At 37.2% G+C, this 15,480-nt stretch carries 13 protein-coding genes; all 13 read left to right on the top strand.

The features are described from left to right. Positions 1-114 precede the first annotated feature (114 nt). Positions 115-2,043 carry an OPT family oligopeptide transporter gene (locus NFR27_RS02785; protein ID WP_251440254.1) on the top strand — a complete coding sequence of 643 codons (1,929 nt, stop codon included), beginning with the start codon at positions 115-117 and terminating at the stop codon, positions 2,041-2,043. A 218-nt stretch (positions 2,044-2,261) separates the two neighbouring features. Then, positions 2,262-3,284: a heat-inducible transcriptional repressor HrcA gene (hrcA, locus tag NFR27_RS02780; protein ID WP_251440257.1), complete on the top strand. Its 1,023-nt coding sequence runs from the start codon at positions 2,262-2,264 to the stop codon at positions 3,282-3,284. Positions 3,285-3,315: 31 nt separating this feature from the next. Beyond that, positions 3,316-3,894 (top strand): nucleotide exchange factor GrpE, encoded by a 579-nt coding sequence (grpE, locus tag NFR27_RS02775; RefSeq protein ID WP_251440260.1) that lies wholly within the window; start codon positions 3,316-3,318, stop codon positions 3,892-3,894. Positions 3,895-3,990: 96 nt separating this feature from the next. Then, positions 3,991-5,838 carry a molecular chaperone DnaK gene (gene dnaK / locus NFR27_RS02770; RefSeq protein WP_251440263.1) on the top strand — a complete coding sequence of 616 codons (1,848 nt, stop codon included), beginning with the start codon at positions 3,991-3,993 and terminating at the stop codon, positions 5,836-5,838. Between the two features lie 14 nt (positions 5,839-5,852). Continuing rightward, a complete protein-coding gene (gene dnaJ, locus NFR27_RS02765; protein WP_251440266.1) occupies positions 5,853-7,034 on the top strand; it encodes a molecular chaperone DnaJ in 1,182 nt (393 codons plus the stop codon). A 10-nt stretch (positions 7,035-7,044) separates the two neighbouring features. Further along, positions 7,045-7,899, top strand: coding sequence for a 50S ribosomal protein L11 methyltransferase (locus NFR27_RS02760; RefSeq protein WP_251440269.1), 855 nt, complete (start codon positions 7,045-7,047; stop codon positions 7,897-7,899). Positions 7,900-8,036: 137 nt separating this feature from the next. After that, positions 8,037-8,765 (top strand): RsmE family RNA methyltransferase, encoded by a 729-nt coding sequence (locus tag NFR27_RS02755; RefSeq protein WP_251440272.1) that lies wholly within the window; start codon positions 8,037-8,039, stop codon positions 8,763-8,765. 26 nt (positions 8,766-8,791) lie between these two features. Further along, a complete protein-coding gene (gene mtaB, locus NFR27_RS02750) occupies positions 8,792-10,090 on the top strand; it encodes a tRNA (N(6)-L-threonylcarbamoyladenosine(37)-C(2))-methylthiotransferase MtaB (RefSeq protein ID WP_251453937.1) in 1,299 nt (432 codons plus the stop codon). A gap of 39 nt (positions 10,091-10,129) precedes the next feature. After that, positions 10,130-10,474 (top strand): histidine triad nucleotide-binding protein, encoded by a 345-nt coding sequence (locus NFR27_RS02745; protein WP_251440276.1) that lies wholly within the window; start codon positions 10,130-10,132, stop codon positions 10,472-10,474. Between the two features lie 131 nt (positions 10,475-10,605). Beyond that, complete coding sequence (rpsU, locus tag NFR27_RS02740; protein WP_004695751.1) at positions 10,606-10,785, top strand: 30S ribosomal protein S21; 180 nt, start codon at positions 10,606-10,608, stop codon at positions 10,783-10,785. 21 nt (positions 10,786-10,806) lie between these two features. Beyond that, the gene (locus NFR27_RS02735; RefSeq protein ID WP_251440278.1) at positions 10,807-11,262 is read left to right on the top strand and encodes a GatB/YqeY domain-containing protein; all 456 of its coding nucleotides are present in this window, start codon (positions 10,807-10,809) and stop codon (positions 11,260-11,262) included. A gap of 133 nt (positions 11,263-11,395) precedes the next feature. Further along, a complete protein-coding gene (locus NFR27_RS02730; RefSeq protein WP_251440280.1) occupies positions 11,396-13,288 on the top strand; it encodes a type I glutamate--ammonia ligase in 1,893 nt (630 codons plus the stop codon). A 591-nt stretch (positions 13,289-13,879) separates the two neighbouring features. Continuing rightward, positions 13,880-15,409 (top strand): RNA-binding domain-containing protein, encoded by a 1,530-nt coding sequence (locus tag NFR27_RS02725; protein ID WP_251440282.1) that lies wholly within the window; start codon positions 13,880-13,882, stop codon positions 15,407-15,409. Positions 15,410-15,480 lie beyond the last annotated feature (71 nt).

Genomic DNA, 15,480 nt, shown 5'->3' with positions numbered 1-15,480 from the left:
TTCGGTGGTACTGTTTCTTACTATTATTATACGCTATTTCTCGTCAAAAATCAACCATTTGTTGTGACAGAGCCTTATATTTTTACGTGTTTTATGTATTAAGGAGATGATGAAATGGCAGCGTCAGGACATCATGATGAGGTCCGCCCAATTATGGACCCCACCAAAAATTATGAAGAAATTAACAGTTATGTTATTTTCTGGGGCTTATTTTATGCTGCATTATTTGCTCTTGCAGTAGGTTATTTATGCTTAAAAATCGGCCAAACAGTTGATGCCTTTGCACCGGTATCTATTCTTTCAATGGGGATGGCTGTATTGTTTAAACGTAAAAATGCTTTCCCTGAAACAGTACATATTCAGGCTATCGCTAGTTCTGGCACTAATGTATTATGTGGTGCTATGTTTATCTTACCGGCTTTATTTATTTTAGATATTCACCATGTAACCGTGCTACAAATGATTATTCCGATTATACTTGGTGGTATGTTAGGCGTATTCCTCTGTATTTTCTTCCGTCAATATTTCTGTGTGGAAATGCATCATGCCTATCCGTTCCCAGGTGGACGTGCAGCTGCAGAAGTATTGAGTAGTAATGATGGTAGTAAAGCGAAGCTTATGGCATTAAGTGGTTTACTTGGTTTATTCTATGACTTTGTGCTAAATACATTAGGATGGTGGCGTGAAGTATTCTCCACAACTACATTCAAATGGGGGCAAATATTCCAAGATAAAACAAAAGTTTCTTTTGCCCTTGATAGTGATATTGCTTTACTTGGTTTAGGTTATTTTACTGGCTTGCGTTATGGTGCTATTATTGCAGCAGGTTCTTTCTTCGCATGGTTTGTATGTATTCCTATTTTCTACTTCATTGGTGGCGATCATTTGATGACGGTAGGAGGCAAAGAAATTCTATTAGCTGAAGCACCTGTTCGTACAGTATTCACGACTTATGTACGTCATATTGGTATTGGTATGTTAGCCATGGCAGGGGTAATTGGCCTATTAACTATGTCCAATGTAGTTAGCAAGATTATGAAACGTGCTATTGTTGACATGTTCTCCCGCGGTAAAACAACAACAGTAAATATTTTACGGACAGAACGGGATTTGCCAAATTCAGTATTAGGTTTAGGTATTATTTTAACGACTGTATTGTTTGGTATTTTCTTCCATATTTATTTTGCAGAAACTTTGATGCAATCTGTATTGGCCTTCCTAATCGTGTTGATTATGTCGTTCCTATTATCCGTAGTAGGGATTAGTTCCATTGCGTTTACTGGTAATGAACCAGTATCTGGTATGACAATCTTTATGATCCTTATTAGTGCAGTAGTGTTAACTAGCGTTGGTATGGGTGGTACTACTGGTATCATTGCAATTTTGATGATGGCCGCTTTCTTAGGTACTACAATTGGTGTAGCGGGTAACTTCATGTCAGAACATAAAGTGGCTCATTTGACAGGCGCTACGCCTGCTAAAATGCAGACTTGGCAATTAGTTGGGGTTGTAGTATCCAGTATTGTATCAGTGGGTGTTTTGATTCTTTTAAATAATGCGTATGGCTTCGTTGGTGAAGGAGCCTTAAATGCACCTCAAGCCAATGCTATGGCTGCTATTGTTGAACCGCTTATGACAGGCGGTAGTGCGCCATGGCCACTTTATATCATTGGTGCGGTGTTCGCTGTTTTATTATGGATGGTAGGTGTGCCACCATTGGCCTTTGCCCTTGGTACCTATTTACCAATGGAAATTAATACACCAATCTTACTTGGTGGTTTCATTTCCTATCTTGTAAAACGTAGTGCCAAAGATGAAGCTGAAGGGGAAGCTCGTGTGAATGAAGGCGGTACTGTTGCCTCTGGTTTTGTAGCTGGTGGTGCTATTGGCAGTTTAATTAGTGCTGTACTTCGTATTGCTGGTGTGGATTGGTTCTTAGAAGCTTGGGAACAAACACCTGAAGCAACATATCTAGGTATTGTAATTTATTTAGCGCTTTGCGTATTAATTTACAAAGTAGCGACTCGTAAACGTATAGTTTAGAATATGTATATGCTTTATTAAATTAAAAGTATTATAAGAAAAGGCGTTTGGCAGTTATTGATTGTCAAACGCCTCTTTGATTTTTTGACTAATCAGTAAATAAGCGAACTTTTAGGAAATTTTTTTAAAATAATTGCTTGACATTTTGACGTTTTATGATAACATTATAGCTGTGATTAGCACTCGACATTGATGAGTGCTAACAATGAGGTGTGATTATGGATGAACGTAAACAACGCATCTTACACGCAATCATACAAGACTACATAAAGTCAGCTGAACCAGTAGGATCACGCACACTAGCTAAGAATTATAATTTAGGTGTTAGTCCTGCCACAGTTCGTAATGAAATGGCTGATTTAGAAGACTTAGGTTTTTTGGAACAACCACATACATCAGCAGGTCGTATTCCATCAGCCAAAGGTTATCGTTTTTATGTAGATGCCATGTTGCATTCGAACGGTACAGAGCGCGAAGATGCAGAACAAATTAATCGAATATGGCAACAAAAGCCAGCTAATTTTGAAGATTTCTTTTTAAATGTAGCTAAGCTAATTTCACAGATTAGTCACAACATGAGTTTATTCTTAGCACCAGCTCATGATACATCAGTGCTTAAATTTATTCATGTATTACCTATAGGTGATAATCGGGCGATTATGGTTGTGGTAACCGATCAAGGCGCTTTAGATAATGAGCCTATGTACTTTAAAGAATCTGTTTCTGACGATGTGTTAGCAACAGTGACTATGCGGCTTACCAATGCGTTAAAAGACCTTAGGATTTGTGACTTAACCTTACATAGTTTAGAAGCAACTATTCAATTAATTGAAGGGCCTCGAGCTGTGTTAATGATATTAGCTGAAACATTATATCGAGCGATTGCTAAACGTAAGCTGTTTTATTCAGTAGGTACTACAGAACTTTTAGAACAGCCAGAGTTTAAAGATATAAAGAAAGTACAGCCAATTTTATCTTTATTAGAAGAACAAGATCAATTAAATAAATTATTAGCATCTTCTAAAAAAGACGGTATCGGTATTACCATTGGGAGCGAAAATAAAGCGGAGACCATGAAAGAGTTGAGTGTTATTCAAGCTGACTTTGGTGACAATGATGAGCGAATTGGCACATTAGCTATTTTAGGACCAACTCGTATGGAGTATGGTCGTATTATTGGTATTTTATCGTATATGCAAGATTTTATGCGTGCATTAGCGGAAAATAAAAATAGAAAGTAATGAGGTGATACTCACGATGGGAGCAGACGACATGAAACAAACAGAGGGCCAAGAAACTGTAACAAATGAAGAAGTAACAGCTAATGAACCTGAAGTAACCGTAGAAAGTGCTGAAGATGTAGCTGCTAGTGAAGCTAATGAAGTAAGTGAAGCCGTTAGTGCTGAAGCAGATGCAGTTCAAGAAGCACTGGCAGAAGCAGAAAAACGCTTTGTTCGTTTGCAAGCAGACTTTGATAATTTCAAGCGACGTACCTTGCAGGAAAAAGATCAATTAGCAGGTTTCGTAAAAGCTGATGTTATGAAAGACTTATTTGGCGTTTTAGATAATTTTGAAAGAGCCTTAGCGGCGCCGACTACAGCGGAAACGAAAGCTTTTTTGGATGGCTTTGTAATGATTCACCAAAACTTGATGGCTATGTTAAGTAAACATGGTTTGGCTGTAATTGAAGCTGTGGGGCAACCGTTTGATCCAAATTATCATCAAGCTATTATGCGTGTACCGTCTGATGAATATGAAGATGATATGGTATGCGAAGTGTTGCAAACAGGCTACACTGTAGATGGCAAAACTGTTCGACCAGCTATGGTTAAAGTAGTACATAATGATTAATTCTTAAAAAACGCAAAACTTTAAAATTTATACACTACATTAAAAGAATTAACATGACAATAGATAGAAGTAATAATTAATAGGAGGTCATTTAAAATGGCAAAAGTAATTGGTATTGACTTAGGTACAACAAACTCTGTAGTAGCTGTTATGGAAGGCGGCGAACCAGTAGTTATTACGAACCAAGAAGGTTCTCGTTTAACACCTTCCGTTGTAGGTTTTGCAAAGAATGGGGAACGTTTGGTAGGCCAATTGGCAAAACGTCAGGCTGTATCAAACCCAGATCGCACTATTTCTTCCATTAAACGTCATATGGGTAGCGATTACAAAGTAAAAATTGACGACAAAGATTACACACCACAAGAAATTTCAGCAATGGTTCTGCAAAAATTAAAAGCTGATGCTGAAGCATATCTTGGTGAAAAAGTAACGCAAGCAGTTATTACTGTACCTGCTTACTTTACAGATAGCCAACGTCAGGCAACTAAAGATGCTGGTGCTATTGCTGGTCTTGATGTTCTTCGTATTATCAACGAACCAACAGCAGCGGCTCTTGCTTATGGTGTAGATAAAGACGAAGAAGGCAAAGTGCTTGTATTTGACCTTGGTGGCGGTACTTTTGACGTATCTATCCTTGAACTTGGTGATGGCGTATTTGAAGTAAAAGCTACTAGCGGTAATAACCATTTAGGTGGCGATGACTTTGACCAACGTGTAATGAACTGGTTGATTGAAGAGTTCAAAAAAGATACTGGCATTGACTTGTCTCAAGATAAAATGGCAGATCAACGTTTAAAAGAAGCAGCTGAAAAAGCTAAAATTGAGTTGTCTGGTGTAATGAGCACTAACATTAACTTGCCATTTATTACAGCTGATGCAACTGGTCCTAAACATTTAGATTTAACTTTAACCCGTGCTAAATTTGAAGAATTAACTCATGATCTAGTAGAAGCTACAATTGAACCAACTCGTAAAGCTTTAGCAGACTCTGGTTTAAGTGTTGGCGAAATTGACAAAATCTTATTAGTTGGTGGTTCTTCTCGTATTCCAGCCGTTCAAGAAGCTATCAAACGTGTATTAGGTAAAGAACCTACTAAAAACGTTAATCCTGATGAATGTGTAGCTGTTGGTGCAGCTATCCAAGGTGGCGTACTTGTTGGTGAAGTTAAAGACGTGTTACTTCTTGATGTAACTCCATTGTCTTTAGGTATTGAAACGTTAGGTGGTGTGTTCACTCGTATTATCGATCGTAACACAACTATTCCTACTTCTAAGAGCCAAGTATTCTCTACGGCTGCAGATAATCAACCTTCTGTAGATATTCATGTATTACAAGGTGAACGTGATTTCGCTGCAGATAATAAAACTTTGGGTCGTTTCGAATTAACTGGCATTCCAGCAGCTCCTCGTGGGGTACCTAAAATCGAAGTTACTTTCAATATCGATGCTAACGGTATCGTAAACGTAAAAGCTAAAGATATGGGTACTGGTAAGGAACAAGCGATTACAATTACTTCCTCTGGCGGATTACAACAAGATGAAATTGACCGCATGGTAAAAGAAGCTGAAGCTCATGCTGCGGAAGATAAAGCTAAGAAAGAAGAAATCGAAGTTAAAAACAATGCTGATTCCTTAGTTTACCAAGCTGAAAAAGCAATTAAAGACTTTGAAGGCAAAGCAGATGCTACTACTTTAGAACAAGTAAAAACGGCTAAAGATGCTTTGAAATCTGCAATTGAAGCTGGTAATGTAGAAGACATTAAAGCTAAGAGCGAAGAATTGACAAAACCTTTATATGAATTGTCTACTAAGATGTATGAACAAGCGCAAGCAGCTCAAGATGCTGCTGGTGCGGCTCAAGGCGCTGATGCAGCTGGTGCACAATCTAACGATGATGTGGTAGATGCTGAATATACTGAAGTAAAAGACGATAAAAAAGACTAAGAGGACGGTAACTAATGGCGAAGGATTATTATGACGTCTTAGGGGTCAATAAAAACGCCTCTCAAGATGAAATAAAGAAAGCATTTAGAAAAAAAGCTCGCCAATATCATCCTGACGTAAACCGTGACAATCCAAAAGAGGCCGAAGAGAAATTTAAAGAAGCCAATGAAGCCTATGAAGTATTGTCTGATGAAACTAAACGTTCCCAGTATGACCAGTATGGTCATGAAGCCTTCACGCAAGGTGGAGGCGCTGGGGCCGGTGGTTTCGGCGGCTTTGGCGGTCAAGGTGGTTTTGGCGGATTCGGTGGCCAAGCTGGTGGCTTTGGTGATATTTTTGACATGTTCTTTGGTGGCGGTGGTGGTCAACAAGCCCGTGGTCCTCAAAAAGGGGACGATCTTCGTCATGATGTTGAAATTAGCTTTGAAGATGCCGCCTTTGGTCGCAAGATGACGATTGAAATTCAACGTCATGAAGAATGTGATCATTGTCATGGTACTGGTGGTGAGCCAGGTAGCAAAGTAGATACTTGTACTCGTTGTCATGGTTCTGGACAAGAAACAGTGGTACAAAATACGCCATTTGGTCAGATGCGTTCTGCACGTACTTGTTCAGCTTGTCATGGCTCTGGTAAAAAGATTGAGAAACCATGTAAGACTTGTCATGGCAGTGGTGAAACAGTAGCTCGTCGTAAGATTGAAATTAAAATTCCAGCTGGCGTTGACAGTGGCTCACGTTTGCGTGTAGCGAATGAAGGGGAACCAGGTATTAAAGGTGGCCCTAAAGGTGACTTGTATGTTTACATCTATGTAAAACCTAGTCGTGAATTTGAACGTCAAGGTAATGAAGTTGTGAGTGAAGCTAAGATTACATTTGCTCAAGCTGCTATTGGTGCTACGATTAAGGTTAATACATTAGATGGTAAAGTAGAATTGAAAATCCCTGAAGGTACTCAAACTGGTACTATTTTCCGCTTAAAAGGAAAGGGGATTCCATACTTACGTAATCCAAATCAACGAGGGGATCAACACGTTCGTGTTACTGTGGCAACGCCTAAGAAGTTGACTGATAAACAGCGTGAATTGTTAGTTCAATTTGCAAAAGAAGGCAAAGAAGATGTAACAATTTTGCAGGAGAGTAAGAGCATTTTAGAAAAAATTGGCGACAAAGTAAAAGATGCCTTGAGTCTTGATTAAAGAGGTATATATGAAATGGATTGAAATATCCGTTGCCATTGAAAGAGTAGTCCTTGAAGAAGTGACTACTCTTTTTGATACTATGAGTAGCAACGGTTTTATAGAAGAAGACGTACCGAATGAACCCGATTGGGTACAGATTACCTTATATGGTGATACAGCTAAAAGTGTTGATGAATGGGAACAATGCATTGCCCATGAATTAAAACAAGCCCAGTTTCAGTTTAAAGATTTATATGCGAAAGAAGTAACTGATACAGATTGGTATAATAGTTGGCAACAATATATTGAACCGACTGAAATTTTACCCAATTTAGTGATTCGACCTGCCTGGAAAGAATATATACCAAAAGAGGGTGAACAAGTGATTACGATTGATTCTGATCTTTCTTTTGGAACGGGTGCTCATGAAACAACACAGGCTTGTGCAGAGTTAATGGCAACATATGGCGCTAAGGCAAATACTTGTTTAGATATTGGTACAGGCACAGGCATTTTGCTTTTAGTAGCCCATCAGTTAGGTATTCCTACTTTAATTGGTATTGATATAGACAATAGTGCAGTCGTGCAGGCAGAAATTAATTGTAAAACGAATGGCGTTACTGCACAGCTTATCTGTGGTGATCTGGCTACTGATTTTAAGGGCACTGCTGATTTAATTTTAGCGAATTTGACAGTCGATCCTCTTAAAATGTTATTACCGACGATTAGTGAAAAGTTAGCTCCTAAGGGGACACTGATTATTAGTGGTATCATTGATGAGCGTTACGAAGAGATTAAGCCATATATTGTCGAGCATTGGCAGATTGTGGAAGAAATAGTTAAAGGTAGCTGGCATACATTTGCCTTAACACATAAGTCATAATTGGAGGAACCTCCTGTGCAAGAACTTATTGTTCTTGTGTAGGAGGTTTTTCCCATAGAGAAACATCGATAAACATGGTATACTAATATGTAACTCTATTTGAGGGGGCTATTGACATTGCAAGAAAGGAGTATTTAATGAAGAAGATATTTATTTCCACTCCATTAGATACTGAAATAATAATACCTAAAGAAACAACGCATCATTTACTGACTGTGTTTCGTCATAATGTAGCCAAGCCAATTCGTGTAAGTAATAACGATGGTGGTACGGCTACCTATCGCATTTTAGATGTGGTAGATGGTGAAGCTAGAGCTGAGCGAGTTGGTGATGTAGATACTACATCACCGGGCGATGTGGAAGTAGTGCTGGTACAAGCTTTTTTAAAAGCTGACAAATTAGAATGGGTGCTACAAAAGGCAACGGAACTTAATGTTCACACTGTATATGCTGTCCCTATGAAACATTGTGTAGTTCAATACAAAGCCGATAAATTGCCACAAAAGGTAGAGCGTTGGCAAAAAATTATGAAAGAAGCTTCTCAGCAATGTGGACGGGAACAATTGCCAAAGCTAGAGATTATGCAAAATATAAGTGAAGTGTTAACGGCTGAAGCAAAACGTGGAACACGCTTTTTGGTCGCTTATGAGAATGAAGCAAGTCATACTTTGAAAGAAGCATTGCAACAAGATGACTCACAACGCGTGCTTATCATCATCGGCCCAGAAGGTGGATTAAGTGAAAGCGAAGTTTCTCTAATGATGGACTTAGGTGCTGATGTAGTAACGCTTGGTAGTACCATTTTACGAGCTGAAACGGCAGCTATTAGTGCAGTGAGTATGTTGCAATACGAGTTAAATATGTAAATTGAGAGGAGTTAATCAAAAAAATAATGAAAACAGTAGCATTTACTACCTTAGGTTGTCGCGTTAATCAATATGATACGGACGCTATGCGTGGTTTATTTATACAAAAGGGCTATGAGCCTGTAGATTTTGATGAAAAAGCGGATATTTACGTAATTAATACTTGCTCTGTTACTAATATGGGCGAACGAAAATCACGTCAACTCATTCGCAAAGCTAAACGTACAAATGAAGATGCCTATATTATCGTAACAGGCTGTTATGCGCAGTTAGTACCTGATGCGATTGCAGCTATTGAAGGGGTAAATCTTGTCATTGGCACAAATAATCGTCATCAAGTTGTAGAATTAGTAGAACAATTAGAATCTACAGAAAAACAGATTAGCATTGTTCGTAATATTATGGAACAAGCTACATTTGAAGAAATGCCTTTGTATGGTAATGAAATCGATAAGGCTCGCGCCTTCATGAAAATTCAAGAAGGTTGTAATAATTATTGTACTTTCTGTATCATTCCTTATACTCGAGGGAAATTAAAATCTCGCCGTATTGAAGATATTGTGAAAGAAGCGAAGCGCCTAGTAGCGCACGGTTACCATGAAATTGTATTGACTGGTATTCATTTGGGGAATTATGGTATTGAATTACCAGAAAAACCAAATTTAGCTCAAGTAGTGAAAGCTTTACTTGAAATTCCTGAATTACAGCGTATTCGATTAGGTTCCATTGAATCCGTAGAAGTTTCGGAAGAATTAGTCGATTTAATGGCAAAAGAGCCACGTTTCTGTACGCATTTACATTTGCCATTACAAGCTGGCTCTGATCATATTTTGAAATTGATGAATCGTCATTATACGTTACAAGAGTTTAAGGATTTAATTACTCGGCTTCGTAGTCGTATTCCTAATTTGGCAATTACTACTGACATTATAGCGGGTTTCCCTGGAGAAACGGATGAAGATTTCGAAGAAACCATGAAGACGGTTGAAGAAATTGGGTTCACTCATATTCACGCGTTTCCTTATTCAAAACGGGAAGGCACACCAGCAGCCGTTATGGAAGATCAAGTTCCAGAAGCCGTAAAGAAAACACGGGTAGCACTTTTGAATACTTTGGGGCAAAAAGGCTTAGTTAAATTTGCCGAGTCAATGATAGGCAAGCCAGCTCAAATCTTGATTGAGCGTGAAGAAGATGGCTATTATCTAGGCTTTACTAATGAATATATTCACGGTAAAATAAAGAAAGACGAAAGTTCTTATGAAGTGGGCACAATTATTGGTGGTACGGTAGTAGCCCTTGACGGTGAAACAGTTATCATTGAATAAATGTACACATTGTATTAATTTATTAAGGAGCGATGACACATGAGTGATTGCATTTTTTGTAAAATTATTAATGGTGAAATTCCTTGTAACAAAGTATTAGAAAATGATAAGTTCTTAGCATTTCATGATATTAATCCTGTAACAAAAGTGCATGTCTTAGTGATTCCTAAAAATCACGTAGCTAATATTGCACATTTAACTGATGAAAAAGTTGAATATGTAGAAGGAATTCTACCATTTATTAAAGAAGTAACAAAAGAGTTAGGCTTAGCTGCTGATGGTTATCGTGTAGTATTTAATACTGGTGCAAAAGCTGGACAGACAGTATTCCATTTACATGCTCATATTTTAGGTGGCCAAGAATTAGGATGGCCAGAAATCTAAAAAAATGTATATAAATACAGCGCATAATGACCTTCTAATATTGACAAACATAGTGTCAAATATTATAATATCTTTATGTGCGTATAGTAAATACCTGCACTTCCATCGAATAATTGGAGGGAGGGATATAGATGTCTGAAATTAAAGTCGGTAAAAATGAAACGCTTGAAAGTGCTCTTCGCCGTTTTAAACGCTCCTGCCAAAAAGCGGGTGTTTTGTCTGAAGTAAGAAAACGCGAACACTATGAAAAACCAAGCGTGAAAAGAAAGAAAAAATCTGAGGCTGCACGTAAGCGCAAATTCAGAGCGTAAGATTTATCTTGGAGGCACGGTATGTCCTTAAAAGAACAGTTAAAGGCGGATATGAAAGAAGCCATGAAAGCACGTGAAGCGGGCAAAGTGGCATTAGGCGTTATTCGCATGGTTAACGGAGCAATTAAAAATACGGAAATTAACGAAAAGCGCGAGCTTAGCGATACAGATATACTTGGTATTTTGGCGAAAGAAATGAAAATGCGTCAAGATTCACTGGCTGAGTTTGAAAAAGGTCAGCGTGATGATCTCGTAGATCAGACTAAAGAGGAAATGGAAATATTGAAGAAATATTTACCAGCCCAACTTAGTGAAAACGAGATTCGCACTATCGTAGTAAATGCTATTAACAGCTTAACGGCCCCTGTTAAAATGGGTGATGTTATGGGCAAAGTAATGCCTGAAACAAAAGGTAGAGCTGATGGCAAACTTGTGAATATGATTGTTCGTGAAGAAATTGCAAAGGTTAACGGTTAACCTGTTGTTGACATACTAATGTGAGTATGTTAATATACCTTTAAAGATAATAACTGGTCAATGAAGGCTCCTTGAGCATTGCTAATTCAGCAGTGCTAAGGGGTCTTTTTGCTTATAACAAGGAGGAAGTATTATGTCAAACGAATTATTGTACTATATTCCCGCTGGTCAATATGGTAAAGAAGGGGTATTAGCATTACTAGAGCAACATCCTGAAATTAAATTTGTATCTTTAGTAGGTGTTGATTTGGCTGGTAATGACACAGATGAAAAAATTCCAATTGCTATGTTCTTTGATGATTATGAATCTTTCTTTGAAGGTCGTGCTGTACAGACTGATGGTTCCTCTGTTGTATTGACCGGCATTGCTACATTAAATAATGCTCGTGTAGATATTTGGGGTGATCCAAGTGTTAACTGGTTTGTAGATTATAACTATGAAAACATCGATCCAGCTACTGGATTACCAACAGGAACACTTCGTATTCCTGCTTTCTTAAAACACTGTGATCGTTACGTTGACTCTCGTTCCATCTTAAAAGAAACACTAGATTTTGTAAAAGTAGAATTAATGACTTTACTCAAAAACAATGCAGTTAAAGGCATGGAACATGTAAATGTTGACGATATTGCTGACTTAGTATTTACGACTGCTACAGAATTAGAGTTTTGGGTAAAAACACCATCCAAAGTAGTAAGTACTAAAGAGTTATCCACATCTCAAAAACTACAAGAACAATACTGGCAACGTACACATGGTGCGGTTCGTACCGCTATGGAACAAGCTGTAGAAATGCTTGATGCTTATGGCTTAAATGCTGAAATGGGGCATAAAGAAGTAGGTGGCGTTAAAGGTAAAATTGATGACGAAGGTCATATGGATCATGTATTAGAGCAACTTGAAATCGACTGGAAATATACTAGCAATCCATTGCAAACTGCCGATAATGAATTACAAGCTCGAATCATTGTTCGTGAAGTATTCCGTGAAAACGGACTTGATGTTACTTTCCAAGCAAAACCAATTATTGGCGTAGCTGGTTCTGGAGAACATACTCATTTTGGCTTGATGGCTAAAATGAAAAATGGTAAAATGGTCAATCTTTTCAGCCCGGAAGACATGAAAAAAGCCTTCTTAAGCCCATTAGGTATCGGTGCGATTATGGGTCTTTTGAAAAACTATGAAGTTATCAACCCATTTATTACATCTACAACCGACTCTTTAAACCGTTTAAAACCAGGCTTTGAAGCACCAATCTGTATTGTAACGTCCTTAGGTAATCAACCTGATGAGCCAAGCCGTAACCGTACTATTCTTTGTGGTTTAATTCGTGATATTGATAATCCAATGGCGACTCGTTTTGAACTTCGCTCGCCAAATCCATATACTAATACATATACGGCTATTGCTTTAATTTATTCCGCCGTTTTAGATGGTTTACGTTATGTCATTACATCGGGCAAAACGCCAGACGCTTTATTAGCTGAATTATCTAAAAAGCCAGAAGACAGTGCTGATTATTTAGAAACTGGTCGTGCGTATCGTTCTGAAAAGAATGTATTTGATGATTATACAGAAGAAGAACGAAATAGCATGTATGGTGTTCCACCAGCTACTGTATGGGAAAACATCTTAGGCTATAAAAACAATCCAGTTAAAGTAGACGCTTTGGTTAATGGTGGTGCCTTTGCTAAAGATTTAATGGAATCCTTTATTGCAGGTATTTTAAATCGTTGGAAATTAGAATTAATCAATCGTTTAATTCCTGCCAATATTAATACAATCCGTGCTATGAAACCAATTCATGGGGATGATAGTTTTGATACATCACGCTGGGATGTAATCAATGAAATGCGATATTACCTTGCAAAAGATACAGGCGCAGAAACGTCTTTATTTACTCGTATCTCGCAAGCAATTATTGCTGGTGATTATGATACAGCTTCAAAATTACAAGTTGAAATGAATGAAAAAATGCTCGAATTAGAGGCAAAATACGCAGAATATGCGCGTAATGTTCTTTAATTTGTAGGTTAAGTAAAAAGTAATAGGTTCCCACACTACTCCGAGTTCTAACGAACAAGTCGTAGTTAAGGGAACCTATTACTTTTTTTGCGTTAAACATTATATTAAAATAAAGTCTATTACGCTGAGTATTCTGGTGTATTTTAGGGGAAAGAGAGAGGTTCCCACACTACTCCGAGTTTTGACGAACAAGTCGTAGTTAAGGGAACCTATTACTTTTTTGCGTTAAACGCTATATTAAAATAAAGTCTATTACGCTGAGTATTCTGGTGTATTTTAGGGGGAGGAGAGAGGTTCCCACACTACTCCGAGTTCTAACAAACAAGTCGTAGTTAAGGGAACCTATTACTTTTTTACATTGAACGTTATATTAATATAAAGCGTATTATGCTGAGTATTCTGATGTATTTTAGGGGGAGGAGAGAGGTTCCCACACTACTCTGAGTTCTAACGAACAAGTCGTAGTTAAGGGAACCTATTACTTTTTATTTTCTGTATTAATTCTATATACTTTCTGTATAATATCTATATACTTATTAAAGAGAGAGAGGTATAATAAAGATATAGTTAGGTGAATTGAGGTGATTTTACATGAAAGATTATAAGAAAATAATTATAGATTTAATAGAAAATGCTAATGAAGGTGAATGGTTTGAATTTAAAGAGAATTGGTATGAGCCAAATCAATTAGGGGAATATATATCTGCTTTAGCTAATGCAGCGGCTATGTGCAATAAATCTTATGGTTATTTAATATGGGGGATTAGTGATTATAACCATGACGTAGTTGGGACTACCTTTGATTTTACAATAGCTGTTAATGGTGAGCCTTTAGAGCATTTTTTAGCAAGACAATTAACACCAGATACGGCATTTAGATTTCATGAGATTTCCTTTTTGAATAAGCGATTGGTTATTATGGAAGTACCAAGAGCTACTAAAACTCCTGTTTCATTTAAAAATAACCGATTTATAAGAATCGGATCCAGTAAAGTTAATTTGTTAAAATATCCTGAGAGAGAAGCCACTTTATTTGAAAAATTACGTCGAGATGGAATGTCTTTAAAAAATATGGTTGCTGAATATCAAGATTTACAATTTACTAGCTTGTTTAATTATTATAGCGGAGTAGGTATAAAGCTTAACCTTGATACGTTTGACGTTACGTTGGGATTACGAACAGATGACGGGCAATATAATATGCTTGCTCAATTATTATCAGATAATTCTCATATTCCAATTAGGGTATCAGTATTTTCTGGAAATACTAAAGAAGCACCCTTATATATGGTTAAAGAATTTGGTAATCGTTGTTTATTAGTTTCAGTAACGCAAATTCTTGAATATGGGGATGTATTGAATATTATGCAAGCAGATGAGCGGCGCAGAGTAGCGATTCGCAAAGATGTTCCTTTGTTTAATAGTAATGCTTATAGAGAAGCGATAATTAATGCTTTTGTACATAATAAATGGACTGATGGTAATGCGCCTATGATAAGTGTGCTTTCAGATAGAATTGAAATTTTATCACGAGGTACATTAGCTGCTAAGCAAACTAAAGAAGGCTTTTTCAATGGTGCCTCAGTACCTGTTAATACTGAATTAGCGAATATTTTTTTACAACTTCGTGTAAGCGAACGTTCTGGACGAGGGGTTCCTACCATTATTGATGCATATAGTAGGGATGTATTTACTTTTAGTGAAAATACGATAACTGTAACATTGCCTTTTAATAGAATTTCTACGTATCAAGTGTCAGAGCCTATATCTCTTTATGGAATGAATTCTTATAAAAACCATATTTATAATATAAACTCTGAAAAAGAAGAGTTACTAAAAATTAAGTATAAGCAAGGCATTGAAACTGATGAAGGTAAAAAATTTTTACATACTATATCAGTGTTGCCTCTACTGAATAAAACAAGGTTAGCCATATTAGAGCATATGGCACGAGATCCTTTTATAACACAAAAGCAGTTAACTGAATTATTATCAATTAGTATAGCTACGGTTGCTAATAATATTGCTTTTTTGAAAGCAAATAGCTATGTTACACGTATAGGACCAGATCGAGGTGGTTATTGGCAGGTTTGTCAAAATCCACAGAATGACGTAAAATAAGACTAAGTATTGGGTTCTACAGTATTACGTTTCAGCAATAAATTAAGGAGAGTTTATTGCTAGAGTAATTG

The sequence above is a fragment of the Veillonella intestinalis genome (assembly GCF_943192895.1).
Lineage (GTDB): Bacteria > Bacillota > Negativicutes > Veillonellales > Veillonellaceae > Veillonella_A > Veillonella_A intestinalis.
The sequence above is the reverse complement of the archived record's forward strand: the minus strand, read 5'-3'. Positions and strand labels throughout refer to the sequence as shown.

What these genes read in the sequence shown, in the direction of transcription:
- NFR27_RS02785 (WP_251440254.1), top strand. Translation starts at nt 115, where the DNA reads ATGGCAGCGTCAGGACATCATGATGAGGTCCGCCCAATTATGGACCCC.
- hrcA (WP_251440257.1), top strand. Translation starts at nt 2,262, where the DNA reads ATGGATGAACGTAAACAACGCATCTTACACGCAATCATACAAGACTAC.
- grpE (WP_251440260.1), top strand. Translation starts at nt 3,316, where the DNA reads ATGAAACAAACAGAGGGCCAAGAAACTGTAACAAATGAAGAAGTAACA.
- dnaK (WP_251440263.1), top strand. Translation starts at nt 3,991, where the DNA reads ATGGCAAAAGTAATTGGTATTGACTTAGGTACAACAAACTCTGTAGTA.
- dnaJ (WP_251440266.1), top strand. Translation starts at nt 5,853, where the DNA reads ATGGCGAAGGATTATTATGACGTCTTAGGGGTCAATAAAAACGCCTCT.
- NFR27_RS02760 (WP_251440269.1), top strand. Translation starts at nt 7,045, where the DNA reads ATGAAATGGATTGAAATATCCGTTGCCATTGAAAGAGTAGTCCTTGAA.
- NFR27_RS02755 (WP_251440272.1), top strand. Translation starts at nt 8,037, where the DNA reads ATGAAGAAGATATTTATTTCCACTCCATTAGATACTGAAATAATAATA.
- mtaB (WP_251453937.1), top strand. Translation starts at nt 8,792, where the DNA reads ATGAAAACAGTAGCATTTACTACCTTAGGTTGTCGCGTTAATCAATAT.
- NFR27_RS02745 (WP_251440276.1), top strand. Translation starts at nt 10,130, where the DNA reads ATGAGTGATTGCATTTTTTGTAAAATTATTAATGGTGAAATTCCTTGT.
- rpsU (WP_004695751.1), top strand. Translation starts at nt 10,606, where the DNA reads ATGTCTGAAATTAAAGTCGGTAAAAATGAAACGCTTGAAAGTGCTCTT.
- NFR27_RS02735 (WP_251440278.1), top strand. Translation starts at nt 10,807, where the DNA reads ATGTCCTTAAAAGAACAGTTAAAGGCGGATATGAAAGAAGCCATGAAA.
- NFR27_RS02730 (WP_251440280.1), top strand. Translation starts at nt 11,396, where the DNA reads ATGTCAAACGAATTATTGTACTATATTCCCGCTGGTCAATATGGTAAA.
- NFR27_RS02725 (WP_251440282.1), top strand. Translation starts at nt 13,880, where the DNA reads ATGAAAGATTATAAGAAAATAATTATAGATTTAATAGAAAATGCTAAT.